Annotated in this window: 22 protein-coding genes; 17 read left to right on the top strand and 5 right to left on the bottom strand. The window is 37.7% G+C overall.

What is annotated here, in order from left to right:
• Positions 1 to 7: 7 nt before the first annotated feature.
• Entirely contained in the window at positions 8 to 538 is a 531-nt protein-coding gene (locus JET18_RS02840; RefSeq protein ID WP_202089101.1) for an SRPBCC family protein, read from the bottom strand.
• Positions 539 to 781: 243 nt separating this feature from the next.
• On the opposite strand from JET18_RS02840, the gene JET18_RS02835 reads away from it, so the two are divergent.
• The 10 genes from JET18_RS02835 (at position 782) to JET18_RS02790 (ending at position 11,277) form a co-directional block, all read left to right on the top strand.
• Positions 782 to 2,818 (top strand): M3 family metallopeptidase, encoded by a 2,037-nt coding sequence (locus JET18_RS02835; protein ID WP_202089100.1) that lies wholly within the window; start codon positions 782 to 784, stop codon positions 2,816 to 2,818.
• Between the two features lie 165 nt (positions 2,819 to 2,983).
• Positions 2,984 to 3,520, top strand: a complete 537-nt coding sequence (locus JET18_RS02830; protein WP_202089099.1) for a glycosyl-4,4'-diaponeurosporenoate acyltransferase CrtO family protein — start codon at positions 2,984 to 2,986, stop codon at positions 3,518 to 3,520.
• Between the two features lie 61 nt (positions 3,521 to 3,581).
• Positions 3,582 to 4,007: a DUF1801 domain-containing protein gene (locus tag JET18_RS02825; protein WP_202089098.1), complete on the top strand. Its 426-nt coding sequence runs from the start codon at positions 3,582 to 3,584 to the stop codon at positions 4,005 to 4,007.
• A gap of 179 nt (positions 4,008 to 4,186) precedes the next feature.
• On the top strand, positions 4,187 to 5,638 hold the full coding sequence (locus tag JET18_RS02820; protein WP_202089097.1) for a DUF2130 domain-containing protein: 1,452 nt from the start codon (positions 4,187 to 4,189) through the stop codon (positions 5,636 to 5,638).
• A 13-nt stretch (positions 5,639 to 5,651) separates the two neighbouring features.
• Positions 5,652 to 6,251 (top strand): GNAT family N-acetyltransferase, encoded by a 600-nt coding sequence (locus JET18_RS02815; RefSeq protein ID WP_202089096.1) that lies wholly within the window; start codon positions 5,652 to 5,654, stop codon positions 6,249 to 6,251.
• Positions 6,252 to 6,305: 54 nt separating this feature from the next.
• The gene (locus JET18_RS02810; RefSeq protein WP_202089095.1) at positions 6,306 to 7,427 is read left to right on the top strand and encodes a lactonase family protein; all 1,122 of its coding nucleotides are present in this window, start codon (positions 6,306 to 6,308) and stop codon (positions 7,425 to 7,427) included.
• 58 nt (positions 7,428 to 7,485) lie between these two features.
• Entirely contained in the window at positions 7,486 to 8,241 is a 756-nt protein-coding gene (locus JET18_RS02805) for a hypothetical protein (protein ID WP_202089094.1), read from the top strand.
• A gap of 118 nt (positions 8,242 to 8,359) precedes the next feature.
• Complete coding sequence (locus JET18_RS02800) at positions 8,360 to 9,652, top strand: serine hydrolase domain-containing protein (protein WP_202089093.1); 1,293 nt, start codon at positions 8,360 to 8,362, stop codon at positions 9,650 to 9,652.
• A gap of 84 nt (positions 9,653 to 9,736) precedes the next feature.
• A complete protein-coding gene (locus JET18_RS02795) occupies positions 9,737 to 10,813 on the top strand; it encodes a serine hydrolase domain-containing protein (protein ID WP_202089092.1) in 1,077 nt (358 codons plus the stop codon).
• Between the two features lie 8 nt (positions 10,814 to 10,821).
• Positions 10,822 to 11,277: a hypothetical protein gene (locus JET18_RS02790; RefSeq protein WP_202089091.1), complete on the top strand. Its 456-nt coding sequence runs from the start codon at positions 10,822 to 10,824 to the stop codon at positions 11,275 to 11,277.
• Between the two features lie 15 nt (positions 11,278 to 11,292).
• Here JET18_RS02790 and JET18_RS02785 read toward each other — a convergent pair whose 3' ends face one another.
• Positions 11,293 to 12,696 carry an MFS transporter gene (locus JET18_RS02785; RefSeq protein WP_202089090.1) on the bottom strand — a complete coding sequence of 468 codons (1,404 nt, stop codon included), beginning with the start codon at positions 12,694 to 12,696 and terminating at the stop codon, positions 11,293 to 11,295.
• Between the two features lie 39 nt (positions 12,697 to 12,735).
• Positions 12,736 to 13,299 (bottom strand): TetR/AcrR family transcriptional regulator, encoded by a 564-nt coding sequence (locus JET18_RS02780; protein WP_202089089.1) that lies wholly within the window; start codon positions 13,297 to 13,299, stop codon positions 12,736 to 12,738.
• Positions 13,300 to 13,480: 181 nt separating this feature from the next.
• Here JET18_RS02780 and JET18_RS02775 point away from each other — a divergent pair, with 181 nt between their 5' ends.
• The 3 genes from JET18_RS02775 to JET18_RS02765 all read left to right on the top strand — a co-directional run bounded on the left by JET18_RS02775 (position 13,481) and on the right by JET18_RS02765 (position 15,333).
• A complete protein-coding gene (locus JET18_RS02775; protein WP_202089088.1) occupies positions 13,481 to 13,867 on the top strand; it encodes a VOC family protein in 387 nt (128 codons plus the stop codon).
• A gap of 91 nt (positions 13,868 to 13,958) precedes the next feature.
• Positions 13,959 to 14,579, top strand: a complete 621-nt coding sequence (locus tag JET18_RS02770; RefSeq protein WP_202089087.1) for a hypothetical protein — start codon at positions 13,959 to 13,961, stop codon at positions 14,577 to 14,579.
• A gap of 13 nt (positions 14,580 to 14,592) precedes the next feature.
• On the top strand, positions 14,593 to 15,333 hold the full coding sequence (locus JET18_RS02765; protein ID WP_202089086.1) for a hypothetical protein: 741 nt from the start codon (positions 14,593 to 14,595) through the stop codon (positions 15,331 to 15,333).
• On the opposite strand, the gene JET18_RS02760 is transcribed toward JET18_RS02765, so the two are convergent.
• Together JET18_RS02760 and JET18_RS21935 are read right to left on the bottom strand one after the other, a co-directional pair.
• On the bottom strand, positions 15,301 to 15,672 hold the full coding sequence (locus tag JET18_RS02760; protein ID WP_202089085.1) for a hypothetical protein: 372 nt from the start codon (positions 15,670 to 15,672) through the stop codon (positions 15,301 to 15,303). The genes JET18_RS02765 and JET18_RS02760 overlap by 33 nt on opposite strands.
• The gene (locus JET18_RS21935) at positions 15,672 to 15,806 is read right to left on the bottom strand and encodes a hypothetical protein (protein ID WP_262896555.1); all 135 of its coding nucleotides are present in this window, start codon (positions 15,804 to 15,806) and stop codon (positions 15,672 to 15,674) included. The genes JET18_RS02760 and JET18_RS21935 overlap by 1 nt, the downstream gene beginning before the upstream one ends.
• 88 nt (positions 15,807 to 15,894) lie before the next feature.
• Between JET18_RS21935 and JET18_RS02755 the strand changes: the two genes are divergently transcribed.
• The 4 genes from JET18_RS02755 (at position 15,895) to JET18_RS02740 (ending at position 18,495) form a co-directional block, all read left to right on the top strand.
• On the top strand, positions 15,895 to 16,533 hold the full coding sequence (locus JET18_RS02755; protein WP_202089084.1) for a TetR/AcrR family transcriptional regulator: 639 nt from the start codon (positions 15,895 to 15,897) through the stop codon (positions 16,531 to 16,533).
• Positions 16,530 to 16,994 carry a GNAT family N-acetyltransferase gene (locus tag JET18_RS02750; protein ID WP_202089083.1) on the top strand — a complete coding sequence of 155 codons (465 nt, stop codon included), beginning with the start codon at positions 16,530 to 16,532 and terminating at the stop codon, positions 16,992 to 16,994. The genes JET18_RS02755 and JET18_RS02750 overlap by 4 nt, the downstream gene beginning before the upstream one ends.
• 13 nt (positions 16,995 to 17,007) lie before the next feature.
• A complete protein-coding gene (locus tag JET18_RS02745) occupies positions 17,008 to 17,829 on the top strand; it encodes a helix-turn-helix domain-containing protein (protein ID WP_202089082.1) in 822 nt (273 codons plus the stop codon).
• A gap of 75 nt (positions 17,830 to 17,904) precedes the next feature.
• Positions 17,905 to 18,495: an NAD(P)H-dependent oxidoreductase gene (locus JET18_RS02740; protein ID WP_202089081.1), complete on the top strand. Its 591-nt coding sequence runs from the start codon at positions 17,905 to 17,907 to the stop codon at positions 18,493 to 18,495.
• Positions 18,496 to 18,742 lie beyond the last annotated feature (247 nt).

Here is an 18,742-nt window from a genome sequence, read left to right as displayed (position 1 = left end):
TTATTCTTTACTTTTCAGCAATTTTTTTCAGGTCTCCGAGTCCTTGGTCAAACATGGTTTTCATGTTCATATCCATCATCGGTTTCATAATTTTCATCATCGAATTCAGTTCATTATCCATAGCCCAGGTTACTTTCGTTCCGTTTCCTTCCGGGATTAATGTAAAAGTAGCTACTGCATCTCCTTCAAACGGCTTGATAAAATGAAGCTTGGTGATCATTTTCTCATTTGGTACCAGCTGGGTAACTGACTGTTCCCCTTCTCCTACTTTATCATTTCCTTTCCAGTGGTAAGAGTCTCCTACTTTGTCACCGGTTCCGGAATAGGTGATCACAATATCTTTGTCTGTTTTGGAAAAAGGATCCCAAACATTATATCCCTTTAGAGAACCTACATGCTGCCATACTTTTTCTTTTGGCGCATTAATCACCACTGATCTTTCAAAATGATTCTTTTTATCAAAAGCAAATATGGCAATAAGGGCATAAAGTGCCACTAAAATAACAACGAAGCCAAGAATTTTTAAGAGTGTTTTCATAGTTTTTATATTATGGGTTATTTTTTTTTGTCAGGCTGCAAAACCCTCATATACAATATGTACGGCCTTTGCAGTTTACCATTGTCAAAATTAATCATTCCACCCTCGTCCACTCTTTTCATATGACAAGATTATTAAAGATAAAGTATTTTTGTCATATGTTGATATCCGGGCATTATTTTTGTGCATTTCAGCTGTGATTCCCGGTGAATCATTAAATTTACTTTACCTAAAAATCAAAAAATGAATATTTTAACAGAAAAATTTACGACACCATACCATGCAGCGCCTTTCAGCGAGATTAAAAATGAAGATTTTCTTCCGGCATTCAGGGAACTGATTAAAAAATCCGAAGAAGAAATCAATGGTATTGTCAGTAATTCTGAAGCACCTACCTTTGAAAATGTCATTGAAGCTTTAGCCTATTCAGGAGAGCAGCTGGATGTGGCTTCCAATATTTTTTTCAATTTAAATTCTGCGGAAACCAGCGATGAAATTCAAAAAATCGCTCAGGAAGTTTCTCCTCTTTTAACGGAATACTCTTCAAAAATTTCTCAAAACGAACCGCTTTTCAATAAGATCAAAAAAGTATACGACGAAAAAGATCAGTATCAACTTAATGAGGAACAGGAAATGCTGCTGAATGAGACCTACAAAGGTTTTGTAAGAAGCGGTGCCCTTCTGAATGCGGAGGATAAAGAGAAATTACAGAAGATCAATATGGATCTGTCGCTGAAATCTCTGCAGTTCGGGCAGAATGTTCTGGCTTCTACGAATGCTTATTTTAAACATATCACCGACAAAAACGACCTGGCTGGAATTCCGGAAGCGATCATTGATCAATACGCCGAAGAAGCTAAAGAAAGAGAGCTGGAAGGCTGGGTGGTTACGTTACAGTACCCGAGCTATATTCCTTTTATGACGTATGCTGAAAACCGTGAACTGAGAAAAGAAATTGCCCTGGCCAGCGGTAAAAAGTCTTTTGACGGCGGGGAATTTGACAATCAGGAATTGATTAAAGAGCTTCTTCAGCTAAAACAGCAGAAAGCTGAATTATTAGGCTATAAAAACTATGCAGATTATGTTCTTGAGGAAAGAATGGCAAAATCTCCGGTGAAGGTTTTTGATTTTTTGAATGAACTTTTAACGAAAGCAAAACCTTATGCAGACCAGGAGATTGATGAACTGAGATCTCTGGCCAAAGCTGACGGAATAGAGGAATTACAGGGCTATGACCACGCATTCTACGCAGAAAAACTTAGAAAGCAGAAATATGATTTCAATGATGAGGAACTGAAGCCTTATTTCCCGCTGGATCAGGTACAGGAGGCGGTTTTTGGATTGGCAGGAAAGCTTTTCGGACTTCGTTTTGTGGAAAGAAATGATATTCCAAAATACCATGAGGATGTGAAAGTATATGAAGTTTTTGAATCAGGAAAAGAATCATCGGAAGAACATTTCAAATCTTTGTTATATGTGGATTATTTCCCGAGAAAAGGCAAAAGAGCCGGAGCTTGGATGACAAGCTACAAGAACCAGTATAAAAAAGATGGTGAAAACTCACGTCCGCATATTTCTATCGTCTGCAATTTCAGCAAACCAACGAAAGATACTCCTAGTTTACTGACGTTTCAGGAAGTGACGACTTTATTCCACGAATTCGGGCATGCGCTCCACGGAATGATGGCTGACACGCAATATCCAAGCCTTTCCGGAACTTCTGTGAAATGGGATTTTGTGGAACTTCCGTCCCAGTTTCTGGAAAATTTCTGCTACGAACCGGAATTCCTGAAAACTTTCGCAAAACATTATAAAACTGGTGAAATACTTCCGGACGAAAAGATTGAAAAAATAGAACAGTCTAAAAACTTCATGGAAGGTTACCAGACGATGAGACAGCTTGGCTTCGGGCTTCTGGATATGAATTACCATACGAAAGTTGAAGAGTTAAAAGCTGAAACGGTGAAGGAGTTTGAAGATAAATACACTAAGGCAACCACCCTTTATCCCGTGAATCCTGAAACGGCAATGAGCCCGAGCTTCTCCCATATTTTCCAGGGCGGGTATTCTGCCGGTTATTATTCCTATAAATGGGCGGAGGTTCTGGATGCAGATGCTTTCCAATATTTTAAAGAGACCGGAATTTTCAATCCTGAGACGGCTGACAAATATAAAATCCTTCTTTCTTCCGGCGGAACCAAAGATCCTATGGAGCTTTACAAAAGTTTCAGGGGAAGTGAACCGAAAGTGGAAAGCTTGTTGAAGCGCGCATTTGGATAATAATCATTGAATTATAATCATTCATCTATACAAAGAACAGTCATTGGCTGTTCTTTTTTTATTCAGTTTTTAAGCTCTTTCAAAATACAGATTTCTGACTTTTCTTTTATGAAAATATGTAAATTAGCCACAAGTTTATGCAACTTCTGAGACCCTAAAACTACCATGAAAAAAAACTTGATTCTCCTTTGTATTGTTATCATTACAACAGGCCTGCTCTATTTACTAGTTCAATATATTAAAATGACTGGTTTTTCTTTTGCGCTGGCTCTTAATTTTATGCTGATGGCATGTGTGCTTACCTTTACCGAAGCTTTGAAAAGTGAATTCAATTCTCCTTATTTTAATGAAAAAACCTGGGAAAAGAAAGGGAAAATATATGAGTCCTTCGGGATCCATTTTTTCAGAAAATTACTGGTCGGGATCGGCTGGGAAAAGCTCAACAAAAAATCCAAACCGGTAGAAAAGAATGTAAAAGCACTCACCTATCTTCATTACCGGACCAAGCAGGATGAGCTCGGGCATCTGATCATTATGCTGATCGTTCTGGGATTTACGGTGTATGTTGCCTTCAGATTTGGAATTCTTCAGTCGCTGTGGCTGATGGTACTTAATATTCTTCTGAATGTTTATCCCATTTTTCTTCAACGGTATAATAGACCAAGATTGGAAAGAGCGATGAATTTAAGTAAACGAAGATGAATTGCTTAGTCAAAAACGAAAAACGCAATCATACCATCCGGCCAATAAGATTTTAGATGACATGAACATACAGGAACACATTCAGGCATACATTAACAGCCAGCCCGAACCAAAATCCAACGACATGTGGGAACTGCACCGCATTATTCTGAACATCAGCCCGAAATCCAAACTCTGGTTTCTGGATGGTAAAAACAGTGAGAATAAAACGGTTTCCAATCCCAATATCGGCTACGGATTTCATACGATCCAATATGCTGACGGAACATCGAGAGATTTTTATCAAATCGGTTTAAGTGCCAACACCACCGGAATTTCCGTCTATATTCTTGGGATTGATGATAAGACTTATTTGTCCGAAACTTATGGACAAACAATAGGTAAAGCCAGTGTAACCGGATACTGTATTAAGTTCAAAAAGCTAAAAGACATACAGATTGAAATTCTGGAAGCCGCCATACGGGATGGATTTGAATCCAAGTCATGAAACATACTGGTTTTCAGTACCAAAATATTAAAAAACACGATTAATAATCTCCTTCACTGCAGTTTCATACTATTATGGTTTTCCATTATGAAATTCAGTTTCGATTTCCTAACTTCGCTTTCCGGCCGGAACAGCCCAGCGGCAGTTCCGGCCCTTAAAATACGATTAGCTTTACTGATATGAACGAGATCAAATGCCCTCATTGCCACAAAATTTTTAAAGTAGACGAAGCAGGTTTTGCAGATATTCTTAAACAGGTGAGAGACCACCAGTTTGAAGAAGAACTTCAGAACAGATTACATCTTGCAGAAAGAGAAAAGCAAAATGCCGTACAGCTTGCGGAAGAAAGGTTTAAAAATTCATTACACATTGAACTGACCAGTAAGGATAAAGAAATCAGTGAACTGAAAGCTTCCAGCGAAAACAGACTGACGCAGCAGCAGACAGAATGGGATCGTTTGCTTGCTGAAATGAAAGCCAGACTGGAAAACGCCGAAATCGACAAGAAACTTTCGGTAGCCGAAGCCGTTCAGAAAATTGAAAGGGAAAGAGATGAGAAGGACAGAGAATTAATTCAATTGAAAGCTACCAGCGAACAAAATTTATCTGAAAGATTAAACGAAAAAAACAGTCAGCTCATAGAACTGAGGTCCAGGCTTGAAAATACAGAAATTGAAAAGAAACTTTCGGTTACTGAAGCTGTTCAGAAAATTGAAAAAGAAAGAGATGATCTGGCCAATAATATAAAACTCAAAGAAGCAGAAAAGCAGCTGCTGGAAAAATCCCTGAGTGAAAAATATTCCGCAGAACTGAAGACAAAAGATGACATCATTAAGATGAAAGATGATGAAATAGCGCTCCGAAAGGATATGAAGCTGAAACTTTCCACCAAAATGATCGGCGAAACGCTGGAGCAGCACTGCGAGATAGAATTCAATAAACTCCGGGCTACCGCATTTCAGAAAGCTTATTTTGAAAAAGATAACGATTCCAGATCAGGAAGTAAGGGAGATTATATTTACCGGGAAACGGATGATCTGGGGAACGAAATTATCTCCATCATGTTCGAAATGAAAAATGAAGGTGATGAAACCGAAAAGAAAAAAAGGAACGAAGACTTTTTCAGAGAGCTGGATAAAGACAGAACTGAAAAGAAATGTGAGTATGCAGTGCTTGTGACCCTTTTGGAAGCGGAGAACGAGCTCTATAATGCCGGAATTCTGGATGTCTCTCATAAATACGAAAAAATGTATGTCATCCGTCCGCAGTTTTTCATCCCGATCATCACCCTTCTCCGCAATGCAGCCATGAATTCCATGAAAGCTAAGGCAGAACTGGCTTTGGTGAGAAGCCAGAACGTTGATATTACCAATTTTGAAGAGAACATCGAGACTTTTAAAAAAGGTTTTGCCTACAATTATGATCTGGCCAGCAGAAAATTTAAAACTGCCATTGATGAAATAGACAAAACGATCAACCATCTTCAAAAAACCAAGGACGCGCTTCTTTCTTCTGAAAATAACCTCCGCCTTGCCAATAACAAAGCCGAAGATCTGACCATAAAAAAACTCACGCGGGGAAATCCTACGATGACGGAAAAATTTGATGAACTGAGAAAAAAACCTGAATAAAAACCAACTCATCATGAATTTAGATTTTACAGAAAAATATACTTTAGAAAACGATCTGGTCTTATTACGTCCACTGGAACTTTCAGATTTTGACCATTTGCTGGAATATGCTGAAAACGAACCGGAAATCTGGGCTTTCAATGCAGGCGGTCCGGGTGGAAAAGAAAACCTTGTGAAGTATCTCGACAATGCCATTAAACAACGTGATCTTAAAAGCGAATATCCGTTTATTGTATTTGATAAAGTCAGTCAAAAATATGTGGGCAGCACAAGATTTTACGCTATTTTCCTGAACAATAAAACCCTTGAAATCGGGTATACCTGGTATGGAAAGCAGTATCAGGGAACAGGGATTAATAAAAACTGTAAATATTTACTTTTAGAATTCGCATTTGAACAGCTGGGCATGGAAAGAGTCGGGTTCCGGGCCAACAGTCTGAACAACCGGAGTATTGCAGCCATGAAGAGCATCGGGTGTATTGAGGAAGGAATTTTAAGGAATTTTTCTACGGATGCACAGGGAAACAGAATGGATGCCATTGTTTTGAGCATTATTCGAAATGAATGGTTTGACAGTGTAAAACAGAATTTAAAAAATAAAATCCGGAAATAATACATTACCGGTAATTTTGCCGGATTCATGTAATATCAAATAACGATCTCCACATTGAAGAAAATACTCAGCCTTATTAGCCTGTTCACTCTTTCTATTCATCTGTATTCACAAAACACCTATGTATTTTTCGGATCATTCAACAGGGATAAAACCACGGAAGGACTTTATGTTTACCAGCTGGATACAATCAAAGGAAAACTGTCTAAAGTAACCTCATTGAAAGGAATTTTAAATCCTTCTTTTCTTACCTTATCTCCGGATGGACAGTATATTTTTGCCTGTACCGAAAGCAAAACACCCAATGCCGGAAGCGTCAGCAGCTTTAAATTCGATCCTAAAGACAAAAAGCTCACCTTCATCAACAGTCAGAAAAGCGGTGGCGAAAATCCGGTTTACGTAACGGTTCATAAAAACGGGCAGTGGCTGATTAATGCCAATTACACGGAAGGCAGCGTCTCCGTATATCCGCTTGCTGAAAACGGAACGATACATCCGGCTGTACAGAATTTTCAGTTTTCGGAAGGAAGCATCAATGAACACAGGCAGGACAGGTCGCATATTCATTCTGCTGTTTTTTCACCGGATTTCAGCCAAATATTTTTACCAGATCTGGGCGCAGATAAAATCAGGTCCTATGCATTTGAAAATGATAAAACAGAGCCTCTTCAAACGGCAAACCAGCCATTTATACAATCAACTTTAGGAAGCGGTCCCAGACATTTCACATTCCATCCGAACGGAAAATTTGCTTATTGTATCGAAGAAATGGGCGGCGCCGTGAGTGCATACCGCTATGAAAATTCCAGTTTGAAAAGCATTCAGAGGATTAATACCCATACCGACAAGTACAAAGAAGATTTTGAGAGCTCCGATCTTCATATTTCACCGGACGGCCGTTTTTTGTACGCTACCAATCGCGGCACTGAAAATAATATAGCCATCTTTTCAATTCTTCAGGACGGAACATTAAAAAACATCGGATACCAGCCCACTTACGGCAAGCAGGCAAGGGTATTTGCTATGGATGAAACCGGTAAGTTTTTAATTGTAACCAGCGCAGCGAGCAGAGATGTAGTGGTATTTAAACGGGATCCTGAGACGGGTTTATTAAAGAAAGCAGGCAGGAAAACAAAAATCTACGGTGTTTCTTGTGTGAAAATCCGGAAATATTAATTTTTTTGAAGATCATTGAATATTTGTAATATTTCATCATCTTAAATTCAATAATCCAATGAAGACTAAATCCAAAAAGATTGCAGACTATTTTCTTGTTTTTTTAAAAGCTATTGCTATAGCTGCATTCATCATATTTGTGGCTTATATTGAAAATCCGGTCAGATATTTTTTCTATGCCTTATTTGTGGCTATTCTTGTTAATTTTAAATCTTTACGGAATTTAAGAATTGATTTTAAAAATGTTATCCAGAAATTTTCTATTCGTGCAGGATTAATTTATTTATTTCTGATCACTGTTTTCTCTGTTTCCCCATTTTTAAAAATTCAGGAATTTAAAGCCTCCCATTGGAATTGGACATCCCCGGACGAAATAATTATACACCCAACCGTTTTATGGGATACAGGATATAGACGGAAAGGAAATTCCTATGCTGATGTGATTTATAAATATCAGTACAAAGGAACATCTTATAAAAATTCCGAATCAGAAATCCTGAAAAAACATTATCCTTTCTGGAACTGGAAAGACCGTGATGAGCTGATTCCAGATTTTGCAACAGCTGTTTCGGAAAAAATAAGGGCTAAAGATTATATTCTTTTGATCAACCCTAAGCAGCCTCAACAAAGTAAATTATTTCTTTCTTCGGATTTCCTGTATTTTCAGGGTTCCTTATTTTACGATGCAGTTACAGGATATGCAGCCTTTGGGGTCATTCTTATATGCTGTATTGCCTTTATTTATATCATACCCACCAAGAATAGTTCTCCAAAACATAAAGGTGGAAGAAAAAAGACTACTGTAAAAAAATAACCGGAGAAAAGTACTTCATGATTTTCTAAAAAAGTAACTTTTTGGTTAAAAGCCAAACTAATTATGGAAACCAAAGCAACGCCTAGATCATTTTGAGCCTGCTTCCAAATTATTAGTTATGAAAAAGTTAGCATTTTTATTTCTCATTCTTTTCACCGTTAGTCTTTCAGCCCAGAACAATACAGAAAAGCATAAAAAGGAACTGAGTGAATATTTTACGGCACTCACAAGTTTGAAACACTTCAATGGTAATGTCCTGATTGCTCAAAACGGGAAGATTCTTTTAGACCAAAGCTACGTTATGCCCAACGCTCCTGAAGCGTTACAAATCAATAAGAACAGTGCTTTTATTATTGCATCCGTTTCAAAGGTTTTTGTCAAATATTCCATTCTAAAGCTGGCAGAACAGGGAAAACTTAAACTGTCGGATAAACTCAGTACAGTTATTCCGGATTTCCCTGATGGAGATAAAATTTCTATTGAACATTTATTATATCATCAGTCCGGGCTTCCGAGAGAAATCAAAGACTATGAAAAATATGACAATCTGAGCCTGGAAAAAACCATTGAGCTTGCCAAACAGGAATCTCTTCAGTTTGAGCCGGGAACGAAGACGCTTTATTCAAACGTTGGCTATTTTATTCTTCATTATATCATCGACCGTACTTCTGATCAGGGCTACCAGAAATTTGTGGAAAATGAAATTGTAAAAAAGTATAAATTCAAAAATACAGGCGAGTTCAATAATGCCCAGTTTATTTCCGGTTTTGCATACGGCTTTTCCAATGAAGACGGAAAACCTGTTCCTGTGGCAAAGAGCAGCATCAACAGATTTGAAACGGGGAATTATTACTCTACGATCGGCGATCTTTACACGTTCAGTACAAAACTTTTCTCCGGAAAAAATATCCGGCAAGGTCAGGCTCTCAAAATGTTCGGAAAAGAAAGTCTGTTGGTTCAGGCAGGAGGAAGACCCGGTTACAGAGCGTATTATTATCAGAATTTAAAATCAAAAATCACTTTTATTTTTACGGCTAATTTTGATGATATTCCGATTCAGAAACTGACAGAAGATGTGATTCATATTTTGGAGGATAAGCCGTATACCATTCCACAAAAAATTAATAAAAAACAGGTGACCGTCTCTGATGATATTTTAAAGCAATACACCGGAAAATTTGCCCTCGATGTAGATAATTCGCAGACATTTACAGTGACTTTGGAAGATCATTTCCTCTACATTGCTGATAAAAATGGTGAAAAAACAAAGATCTATCCGGAATCCCAGAATTCTTTTTTTGATAATCCGGAATCCGCAGACGTCTATCAGTTCACCAAACAGAATGATGGAAGATACAGCCTTATCATTATTTCTACCGGGATTACCTTAAAAACAACCCGAACGGAATAAATCTTCTCTATTTCACCCAATTACTATATTGCATAACATAGTAATTAAATAATATTATATCTTTGCATAACAAACAACACCATTATGCAATCAAAGAATATTTTTTTATCCCTGATTTTCTTAGGGTTATCACTTCAAATTACCTCTGCACAGAAGGTTGAGAAAAGGTTAGACAGTCTTATATTAACCGGATTCGGGAATAAAAATGAGCCGGGCGGTGTTTTCCTGGCATCAAAAAAAGGAAAGATCATATACAGGAAAGCATTTGGGAAAGCCAATCTGGAGCTGGATTCCGACATGACTCCTGACCATGTGTTTCAGATCGGTTCCATGACCAAACAGTTTACTGCTGTGGCCATTTTAATGCTGGAGCAGCAGAGAAAATTGAGTGTGAATGATGCAGTTTCAAAATATATCAAAGATTATCCGTCAGGCGGTAAAATCACTATTCATCACCTGCTGACCCATACTTCGGGGATCAAAGACTTTACAAAAATGAAGGCTTTGTCTACAATCGCTCAAAAAGAAATGAAACCTGAAATGATGGTGGATTTTTTCAAAAACGAGCCTGTTGATTTTGCTCCGGGAGAAAAATTCGAATACAATAATTCAGGGTATGTGGTGCTGGGATACATTATTGAACTCGTTTCCGGCCAGACGTATGAAGATTTCATCAAAAAAAATATTTTTGAAAAGGCGGGTATGAATCATTCTTATTATGCTACCGACCGCCAGCTTATTCCCAAAAGAGCATCTGGTTATCACCAGAAAGAGCATGGATTTGTCAACAAAACAGTCATCAGTTTCAGTGTTCCTTTTTCATCCGGTTCCCTGATGTCTACCGTGGATGATCTGCTGAAATGGCAGCAGGCCTTGAATCAGAATATTCTGCTCAATCCCTCCGAAACGAAAAAAGCGTTTCAGAAATATACATTAAATAATGGTGAAGAATTTACCTACGGCTACGGATGGCACCTGAAAGATATCAACGGAACTCCCGACAGAGAGCATGGCGGAAGTATTTTCGGGTTCAAAAGTATGGGCGTTTATATTCCGGACGAAGATATTTACGTTATTGGATTGAGCAACTGTGACTGCCACTCGCCGACAGAGATTACGAGAAATATGGCGAAAATTGTTTTACAGGCAGGAAAAAAATAATCATAGAGATGAAAATTACCACACCCAAAGGATGGATCCTTGAGTTTAAAAAGTGTTCAGAAGGCTGGCAAAGCGAAAAACAACTGACGAATCGTGACGAATCATCCATCATTGAAAATCCCGGTTTTTTGTTTGAGGATTCTTTGTACCGTGGGTATCAGGAATCTGCTGATTTTGAAAAGGACCTGGGACTGTTCATTGATTTTTATATTGATAATCAAGAGTGGATTCTGTCTCAGACGAAAGCAGCTGTAACCCCTATTACAGCACATAATCATGATTTCACAGCCAATGATGAAGTCGATTATATCCTGTTCAACATTGAAATTTTTTATCTTAAACGCTACCAATTCAAAATTAATTTTGTGTTGTTGTACGGATATGTTTATTATGATATTTTTTATGACGTTTTATCACCTGACCAATTTCTTATTACTAAAGTGGAGCGTCTTTTAAACTATTAATCAGTAGGGTAAAAATTATCGCGTAATGCAGGGAAGCACGTGATCAGGTACTTTTGAAATAGAAAACATAACTGCAAATAGGCACAGAATATTAACTGCTAAAGCCATCGAAAAAGCGGTGTGATATTGTTCTGGTGACGGTTTTGTTCCAATAAAATAATAGAAAATACTCCCTACGGCAATAATTCCCACTATAGCTGCCGCCTGCTGAAAAGTATTGTAAACTCCCGAAGCATTTCCGGCGAGCGTTTCCGGTAATCCCGACAGCGCGATATTAGCGAGTGAAGGTATAATAGAACCCACACCAATTCCATGAAAAAAGAGCAGTAAACACAGAACAAAAAACGGGGTTTCAAAGCAAAATACAAGAATCTGCATACTCAGGATCAGTATAATGAAACCTAATCCTATTATTAAAAACTTTCTGCCATATTTTAAGATCAATTTCGCTGAAAACAACGATGCCAGAATAAATCCCAACCCCTGAAAAACAATAATCTCCCCGGAATCCAGCGGCCCGATTTTCAGTCCGTCCTGAAAGAAAATGGAGAGAATATAAAAATAAGAATCCAGCATAATAAAGAAAAAAGAAACTGCCAGAATTCCAAGATTGAAATTTTTATAAGCAAATAAGGTAAAATCAATTAAGTAAGGTTTTCCTTTCCTCAACCTCATCTTCTGGTTTCGAATAAAATACATCAAAATGGCTATTGAAACCATAATCAGGACCATACTTTCGGTCTGAATTCCCTGATGTTCAGAAAGGGTAAGCGCATAGGTAAAACAGAAAAGCCCGGCAGCCAGAACAAAGACACCAAAAAGGTCAAAACCCTTTTTATCAGACAGAATTTTTGACTCCCTTATTATTCGTTCGCTGAAAAATAACGCCAACAGACAAACCGGGATATTGATCAGGAAAATAAGCCGCCAGGATTCTTCCATTACCGTGATGGAAGAAAAATATCCGCCCAGAAACTGTCCCAGAACAGTGCCCGCACCGATGGTGATTCCGTACCAGCCCATGGCTTTTGTCCTTTCCTCGTGCCCGGTAAACAGAATCTGTATCATAGACAGGACCTGCGGAGACATCAATGCCGCACTGATTCCCTGAATAAACCTGGAAATAACAAGCAGAGCTGAACCTGAAGAAATTCCACAAGCGGCAGAACTCAGCATAAAAAAGACCAGCCCTGCCATAAATATTTTCTTCCTTCCGTACAGATCCCCCAGCCTTCCGCCCGTGATCAGGAATGAAGCGAAACCAATGAGGTACGAAGCAATCATCAGCTGCATTTCACCGTTGGAAGCATGAAAATCCTTTTGAATCGACGGGATGGATACATTGATGATGAAAATATCCATAATGGTGAGGAGCTGACCGGATAATATAACGATCAATTTCAGATATTTATAATTCATTTTTATATAGATATATCTATTTTTAAATAAGAAAAAAAATTAAGACAATTGTGCCTCAATCATTTTTTGGATCAGGTCAAAAGAATCTGTATTCTTATTGATGGTAGAAGTCACAACAGCGCCTTCAATTAAAAGAAAAATATTTTCTGTAACTAAATCCACATCAATATCAGAACGGGTTTCTGCATATTCATCAACCATTTTTCTGATCATTTCTTTCTGTTTTGCTTTGTGAAGTTTTACAAAATCCGATACTGAGGGGCTGCTCTCTCCTGTTTCTGCAATAATTTTAATGAAATGACATCCTGCAAATTGAGAAGACTGCTGCAGCTGTTTACGATAACTGATCAAAGAAAAAATCTTTTCTACGGGATCTGAAATTTTAGCGGAATGAGCCTCAAAACCACTGAACCATTCTGTCTCTTCTTTGGCCAGGTATGTCTGAAGAAGATCGTTCTTAGAGGAAAAATGATTGTACAGTGAACCAATTGCAATATCAGCCTCAGCAATAATCTGGTTGATCCCGGTTGAATTGAAACCCTGTCTGTAAAACAGATCTGAAGCCACTCTAATAATTCTTTCCTGTACTTTTTCCTTTTTCATCCTGAAAATTTTTACAAATGTAGATAAAAAATAGATAAGTCTATCTATTTTTGTTTTAAAAACATAAATCTTTTAATTTTATTCTTTCAAAAAACTAAAAGCCATGTTTAAAAACAGCCTTCTGTCATTCTCCTTATTTTTAATGATATCCGTATCTTGCAGTGATTCTAAAAAAGAAATAATGTCCTCATCCAACCCTGTCATTTACTTTGAGATTCCTGTTAATGACATGAAACACGCCGAACAGTTTTATACAAATGTTTTTAATTTCAACTTTGAAAAAGATGATATTGATGGGTATGAAATGTCTTTGTTTCCTTTTGAGGAAAAAAACAGCGGCATTACGGGAGCTTTAGCCAAAGGAGATGTATACAAACCTACAAAAGACGGAGTAATCATCTATTTTAAAACTGAAGATATCAATGAATCTTTAGCAAAAGTGTTAAAGAACGGCGGCGAGATTCTATATCCTAAAAAAATCAATGAAAAGTATGGTTTTGCAGTAGCAGAATTTGAAGATTCGGAAGGAAACAGGATTGCCCTTCATGAAACTCTCAAAAATGATTAATAATTCACAGCATAACATTTTTAATTTTAATCGCTACATATTTCGTATATTTAACTATCCTAACTGAAAAAGATCATACGGTACAAAAGCAATGGCAGAAGAACTTTATTTTATTAAAACCAACCCTAATATTGCGAAAATCAATTTATACAATAAGCTCTGCCGGGAAGAGGAAAACATCATGAATTTTCTTCAGGACGATGCCAAGGTAAGTCTTGAAATTATCAAAAAGAAAATAAAAGATTCTGTAGACCAGCTTTCCAAAGAAGAACTTTCCAGCATTTTCACATGGTTCAGCCATGCCTATCCTTCCGACCGTGAAGAAACCAAAACCCAGCTTTTCATCCATGGAATTGATCTTTTCTATGAAATTCCACAGGAAAGTAATGTAAAATCTTTTCAGGAAATTCTCTCGGATTATGAAAATTATTCCCAACAGAAAATTGATTTCATGGTCAATGCCCAGAATTTCAATCAATTTCTGATCTATGGACTGTTTTTCACGGATATTGCCCTGAAAGAAAAGGGAAGCTGTACGGTACTCTCGCATTATTTAAAAGCAGACCATTCTTCTTTATATTCATTTGCAGAAGAGCAGTTCCGGGCAAAAGGTTCTGAACAGAATAATGATGCGGATCTTCAGCACTATTTCGGGGAACTGTATGATCTGACTAAATTTTATAAGGGTTCTATTATAAAACTGGATCAATAGGGAAATTTTAATCATGCTGCTACGAAAAATAAGAGCTGTTGGTATCCTGATTTTTTCAACATTGGTGATGCTTTGCTGTTCTAAGAGGTATGACCCTTCATTTTTCAAAGGCGAATGGCTTTCTGACTCTTTGGTGACAAAGGAAAATGATCACTGGAGAGAATTTCTCTATTTTGATAATGGCCGTGCCGTACGTACTACCGCTTGGGGCAGACAATATCTTCTCAATAAAAATCTCAGTGTAAAAGGTTTACAATTGTACGACCACGACAAAGCTTTATTCCGTATTAAAGTGGTTGATTCCAATAAAATTATTGTTGAAGGAAAAAATTATTACGGAAGTTTTGTGAGAAATGATCATCCGCTTGATGATATGAAAACAGCACTAGCCATCAATGAAGAAACAGAAAAACAGCGGAAAAAGCTGTTCGGAAAATGGAAAGCTGCCAATTTCAAAATCGTTTCACTACATCCAGAAGATACAATCATTGCCTTATTGCCGGATCAAAGAAAAATGGCAGATGTTCCAACCAGTGAAATTACAGCTTTGAACTTTGAATATCATGAGTTTTCTCTTCATTGTGGCAAACGGGTTATTCCTTTTGAATATTCGGCAGAACCGGATAAAATAAAATTTATTTCAGGAGATGTGCTTTTTTCATTCAAATATTATTTTCGAAACGAAAAACTTGTTTTAGAATATAGGGCATTCAGAAATGTTTTAAACTCTATCACTTTTGAAAAAGTCCGGTAATCCGATTCTCACAAAATAATACACCATACCTCCTGTAAAGTAAGCCACAACATCTAAGAAATCCCCTGTAAAGTTATCCGAAAGCATAGGACAAACAGCTTCAAAAAGCAGCGACAGATAGACAGTTGAAGATAAAATAAATTTAAAATCCGGTTTCCAGCTATAGTTCAGAAGGACATTCATTATGTATTCTATCAGACAGGTATACATCGGAATGGTCATAAAATCCGTCAGGTGGTTGCTGATGACCGGAATAAAGATTCCTTTTTTTCTCAGAAGAAGAATAACAAGCCAGCAGACAAGTCCCAAAATGAACCAGGATGAAACTTTCTTTTTCATCACATATGAAGTATAGCCATAACAAATCCGATGATCACCTGCAGGATTTTTACCAGGGTTTCCTGTACCTCATTTCCTTTAGCTGAGTCCCTATTTTCAGCCGTTTCGTAGTTGAAGATTTTTTTCCCTTCCATCTTTACATACTTTTTTCTGCAAATATACCAAAACTAGAACAAATGTTCTAATTTTGAAATATGATTTAAACTCGCTTATCTTTGGACCATGAAAACCAAGGATAAAATATTATCAAAAGCAATAGAACTGTTCAATGAAAAGGGATACAACAATATTACGACAAGGCATATTGCGGCTGAGCTGAATATCAGTGCGGGAAACCTGCATTATCATTTCAAACATTCAGAGGATATCATTAAGATCCTTTTTTCTGAACTGATCCTTAAAATGGATGTTTTACTCAATGATCTGCAAGCCATAGAAAATAAAACACTGGAGGATCTGTATCATTTTACTTTTTCAACGTATGAAGTTTTTTATGCTTTCCGTTTTATTTTCATGAACTTCTTTGATATTCTAAAAAATATTCCAGCCATAGAATCCCAGTATGAATCGATCAATATCAGCAGAAAAGGAGAATTTCAGGCGATTTTCAAAGGTTTTCAGAAAAACAATATTTTCAGAGACGATGTTCCGGATTTTATCCTGAGAAGTCTGACCACGCAGATATTCATCATCGCAGATAACTGGATTATCCACAACAGCCTAGCTTTTAAACTAAATAAAGAGGAAGCGGTAAAACACTATGCACTGATACAGATGAACCTATTTTATCCGCTGCTTACTGCTGAACAGCAGAAAATTTACGAGAAAAAATATATCGGTGAAGAAGGTTTATCGTCATGATCATCAGAAAAGGTAATTTCAGCGACCTTGCAGCAATGCGCAGACTTTTTACAGATACTATTTCCAGTGTCTGTAAAAATGACTACAACACTGATCAGATCAATGCGTGGAAATCCGGAGCAGACAATGATGAAAGATGGCTAAAGGTGATGGAACATCAGTTGGTGATGGTAGCCGAAATTAAGGGCCAGATCACAGGATTTTGTACTCTGGACCATGGAAATTATATTGATCTTCTGTTTGTACATAAAGATTTTCAGCATCAGGGAATCGCCGGAAAATTATATACCTTTATTGAGCGGGAAGCCAGACATCAAAATCAGAAAGTTCTGACGGCGGATGTCAGCAAAACAGCCAGACCTTTCTTTGAAAAAATGGGTTTCATGGTGATCACGGAGCAGACCGTCAGTGTAAAAGGAACTGATCTCATCAACTATCAAATGCAGAAAGAACTGAATTAAAAAGAATGATCCCATGCAGGAATTACACCCGGAATACCGCCAGCTGAAAATACCGGTTCCCAAAGAATTTGAAAGTGTTTTCACGTATTTCTATTACGCGGTAAACGCTTCTCCACATCCTGTAACCAAAACGCTTCTGCCTTCTTACCAGACCATTATGCTGTTCTGTTTCGGAGACCCTGCTTTTATGACAACGCAGGAAAAGAATACCGTGGAAGTCAACCAATGTATTGTTCTCGGTCCGGTCCGTCAAACCTTTGAATACACGCTTCCCGCAGGAACTTCTATTCTGGTTGCCAATTTTAAGGATGATGCTTTTTACCGCTTCTTCGGAAAAGCTATGGTCGCCAGCAAAGGAACCCACCCCAATGAAATCCTCCAGGACAATTGTTTCACGGAACTCTGGGATGAAATCTCAGCCCTCTCATCTCCGGAAGAAAAAACCGCCCACATTCTTGAATTCTGCAAACCTTATCTTCAGGATCAGGATGAAACCATCCGTCTGCTGAGCAATTTTGAGGACAACGGACTGAATCCCATTAAAACCATTGCAGAACAAACCCGCCAGAGTGAAAGGAACATCCAGCTGAAACAGAAAGAACAGCTGGGGTACTCCTCCAAAGAACTGATCCGCTACACCCGTTTTCTCAAAGCCATTATGATGATTGAGAAAGAGCTGGGTCTTCAGAAAAAAATAGAATGGTTCAGCATTATTGATGAATGCGGCTACTATGATCAGAGCCAGCTTATTCATGATTTTAAACATTTTATCCATCTTTCTCCGACGCAGTATCTGAAATTTCAAAACGATATCTGCCGTTCGGGATCTGCATAACTGTATTTCGTTTTCTTACAATTTTTGTGTCCTCCGCTGCTCTACATTTGTCTTATTAATTTAAATACAAAAGCAATGAGACATTTAATCATTTACGCGCATCCTAATGAAAACAGCCTGAACAACAGCCTTCTCCGCACAGTAGTTGAAACTTTGGAAAAAGATCATCATGAAATAGAAATCAGGGATCTGAACAGAATCGGGTTTAATCCTGTTTTCTCACTGGAAGATATGCAGGGACAGTTTGCAGGAAAGGTTTCTGAGGATGTAAGAACAGAGCAGGATTATATTTCATGGGCAGAACAGGTCACCTTTATTTATCCTATCTGGTGGACGGGAATGCCTGCCATTATGAAAGGTTATATAGACCGGGTTTTCAGTTATGGCTTTGCTTACCGGTATGATCAGGGCGTTCAGAAAGGGCTTTTAAAAGGGAAAAAAGCAGTCGTTATCAATACCCACGGAAAATCACACGAGGAATATGAACGGATGGGAATGGACAAGGCGCTTACCCTTACTTCAGACCACGGAATTTTCCTGTACAGTGGTTTTGAAATTATTCAGCATTTCTTTTTTGACAGGGCTGATAAAGCTTCTCCTGAAGATCTGGAAATCTGGAAAGAACAGATCAGAAATACTTATTCACAGCCGGTTTTTAACCTTTAAAGTATCCAGGATTGCTTTTTTCAAAAACGACTTTAACAAATATGGTTACCCTCATATTTCCGCGCAGATTGAATAAATTACAAGGACTAAAAATAGTGTCCCTCTTATTCATTGGCTTAGGAAGCTGGAGCGTTAAAAAAATTAAAATTTGATCCGTTAAAAAATTCCCACTGTCTGAGTGCGGGTCAAATATTGATTGAAACAGCAACCTTAGATCCGCACGAGTTTTGGGAATTTTAGGAACAGA

The organism is Chryseobacterium endalhagicum (genome assembly GCF_016745235.1).
Lineage (GTDB): Bacteria > Bacteroidota > Bacteroidia > Flavobacteriales > Weeksellaceae > Chryseobacterium > Chryseobacterium endalhagicum.
The sequence above is the reverse complement of the archived record's forward strand: the minus strand, read 5'-3'. Positions and strand labels throughout refer to the sequence as shown.

What these genes read in the sequence shown, in the direction of transcription:
- JET18_RS02840 (WP_202089101.1), bottom strand. Translation starts at nt 538, where the DNA reads ATGAAAACACTCTTAAAAATTCTTGGCTTCGTTGTTATTTTAGTGGCA.
- JET18_RS02835 (WP_202089100.1), top strand. Translation starts at nt 782, where the DNA reads ATGAATATTTTAACAGAAAAATTTACGACACCATACCATGCAGCGCCT.
- JET18_RS02830 (WP_202089099.1), top strand. Translation starts at nt 2,984, where the DNA reads ATGAAAAAAAACTTGATTCTCCTTTGTATTGTTATCATTACAACAGGC.
- JET18_RS02825 (WP_202089098.1), top strand. Translation starts at nt 3,582, where the DNA reads ATGAACATACAGGAACACATTCAGGCATACATTAACAGCCAGCCCGAA.
- JET18_RS02820 (WP_202089097.1), top strand. Translation starts at nt 4,187, where the DNA reads ATGAACGAGATCAAATGCCCTCATTGCCACAAAATTTTTAAAGTAGAC.
- JET18_RS02815 (WP_202089096.1), top strand. Translation starts at nt 5,652, where the DNA reads ATGAATTTAGATTTTACAGAAAAATATACTTTAGAAAACGATCTGGTC.
- JET18_RS02805 (WP_202089094.1), top strand. Translation starts at nt 7,486, where the DNA reads ATGAAGACTAAATCCAAAAAGATTGCAGACTATTTTCTTGTTTTTTTA.
- JET18_RS02800 (WP_202089093.1), top strand. Translation starts at nt 8,360, where the DNA reads ATGAAAAAGTTAGCATTTTTATTTCTCATTCTTTTCACCGTTAGTCTT.
- JET18_RS02795 (WP_202089092.1), top strand. Translation starts at nt 9,737, where the DNA reads ATGCAATCAAAGAATATTTTTTTATCCCTGATTTTCTTAGGGTTATCA.
- JET18_RS02790 (WP_202089091.1), top strand. Translation starts at nt 10,822, where the DNA reads ATGAAAATTACCACACCCAAAGGATGGATCCTTGAGTTTAAAAAGTGT.
- JET18_RS02785 (WP_202089090.1), bottom strand. Translation starts at nt 12,696, where the DNA reads ATGAATTATAAATATCTGAAATTGATCGTTATATTATCCGGTCAGCTC.
- JET18_RS02780 (WP_202089089.1), bottom strand. Translation starts at nt 13,299, where the DNA reads ATGAAAAAGGAAAAAGTACAGGAAAGAATTATTAGAGTGGCTTCAGAT.
- JET18_RS02775 (WP_202089088.1), top strand. Translation starts at nt 13,481, where the DNA reads ATGTCCTCATCCAACCCTGTCATTTACTTTGAGATTCCTGTTAATGAC.
- JET18_RS02770 (WP_202089087.1), top strand. Translation starts at nt 13,959, where the DNA reads ATGGCAGAAGAACTTTATTTTATTAAAACCAACCCTAATATTGCGAAA.
- JET18_RS02765 (WP_202089086.1), top strand. Translation starts at nt 14,593, where the DNA reads ATGCTGCTACGAAAAATAAGAGCTGTTGGTATCCTGATTTTTTCAACA.
- JET18_RS02760 (WP_202089085.1), bottom strand. Translation starts at nt 15,672, where the DNA reads ATGAAAAAGAAAGTTTCATCCTGGTTCATTTTGGGACTTGTCTGCTGG.
- JET18_RS21935 (WP_262896555.1), bottom strand. Translation starts at nt 15,806, where the DNA reads ATGGAAGGGAAAAAAATCTTCAACTACGAAACGGCTGAAAATAGGGAC.
- JET18_RS02755 (WP_202089084.1), top strand. Translation starts at nt 15,895, where the DNA reads ATGAAAACCAAGGATAAAATATTATCAAAAGCAATAGAACTGTTCAAT.
- JET18_RS02750 (WP_202089083.1), top strand. Translation starts at nt 16,530, where the DNA reads ATGATCATCAGAAAAGGTAATTTCAGCGACCTTGCAGCAATGCGCAGA.
- JET18_RS02745 (WP_202089082.1), top strand. Translation starts at nt 17,008, where the DNA reads ATGCAGGAATTACACCCGGAATACCGCCAGCTGAAAATACCGGTTCCC.
- JET18_RS02740 (WP_202089081.1), top strand. Translation starts at nt 17,905, where the DNA reads ATGAGACATTTAATCATTTACGCGCATCCTAATGAAAACAGCCTGAAC.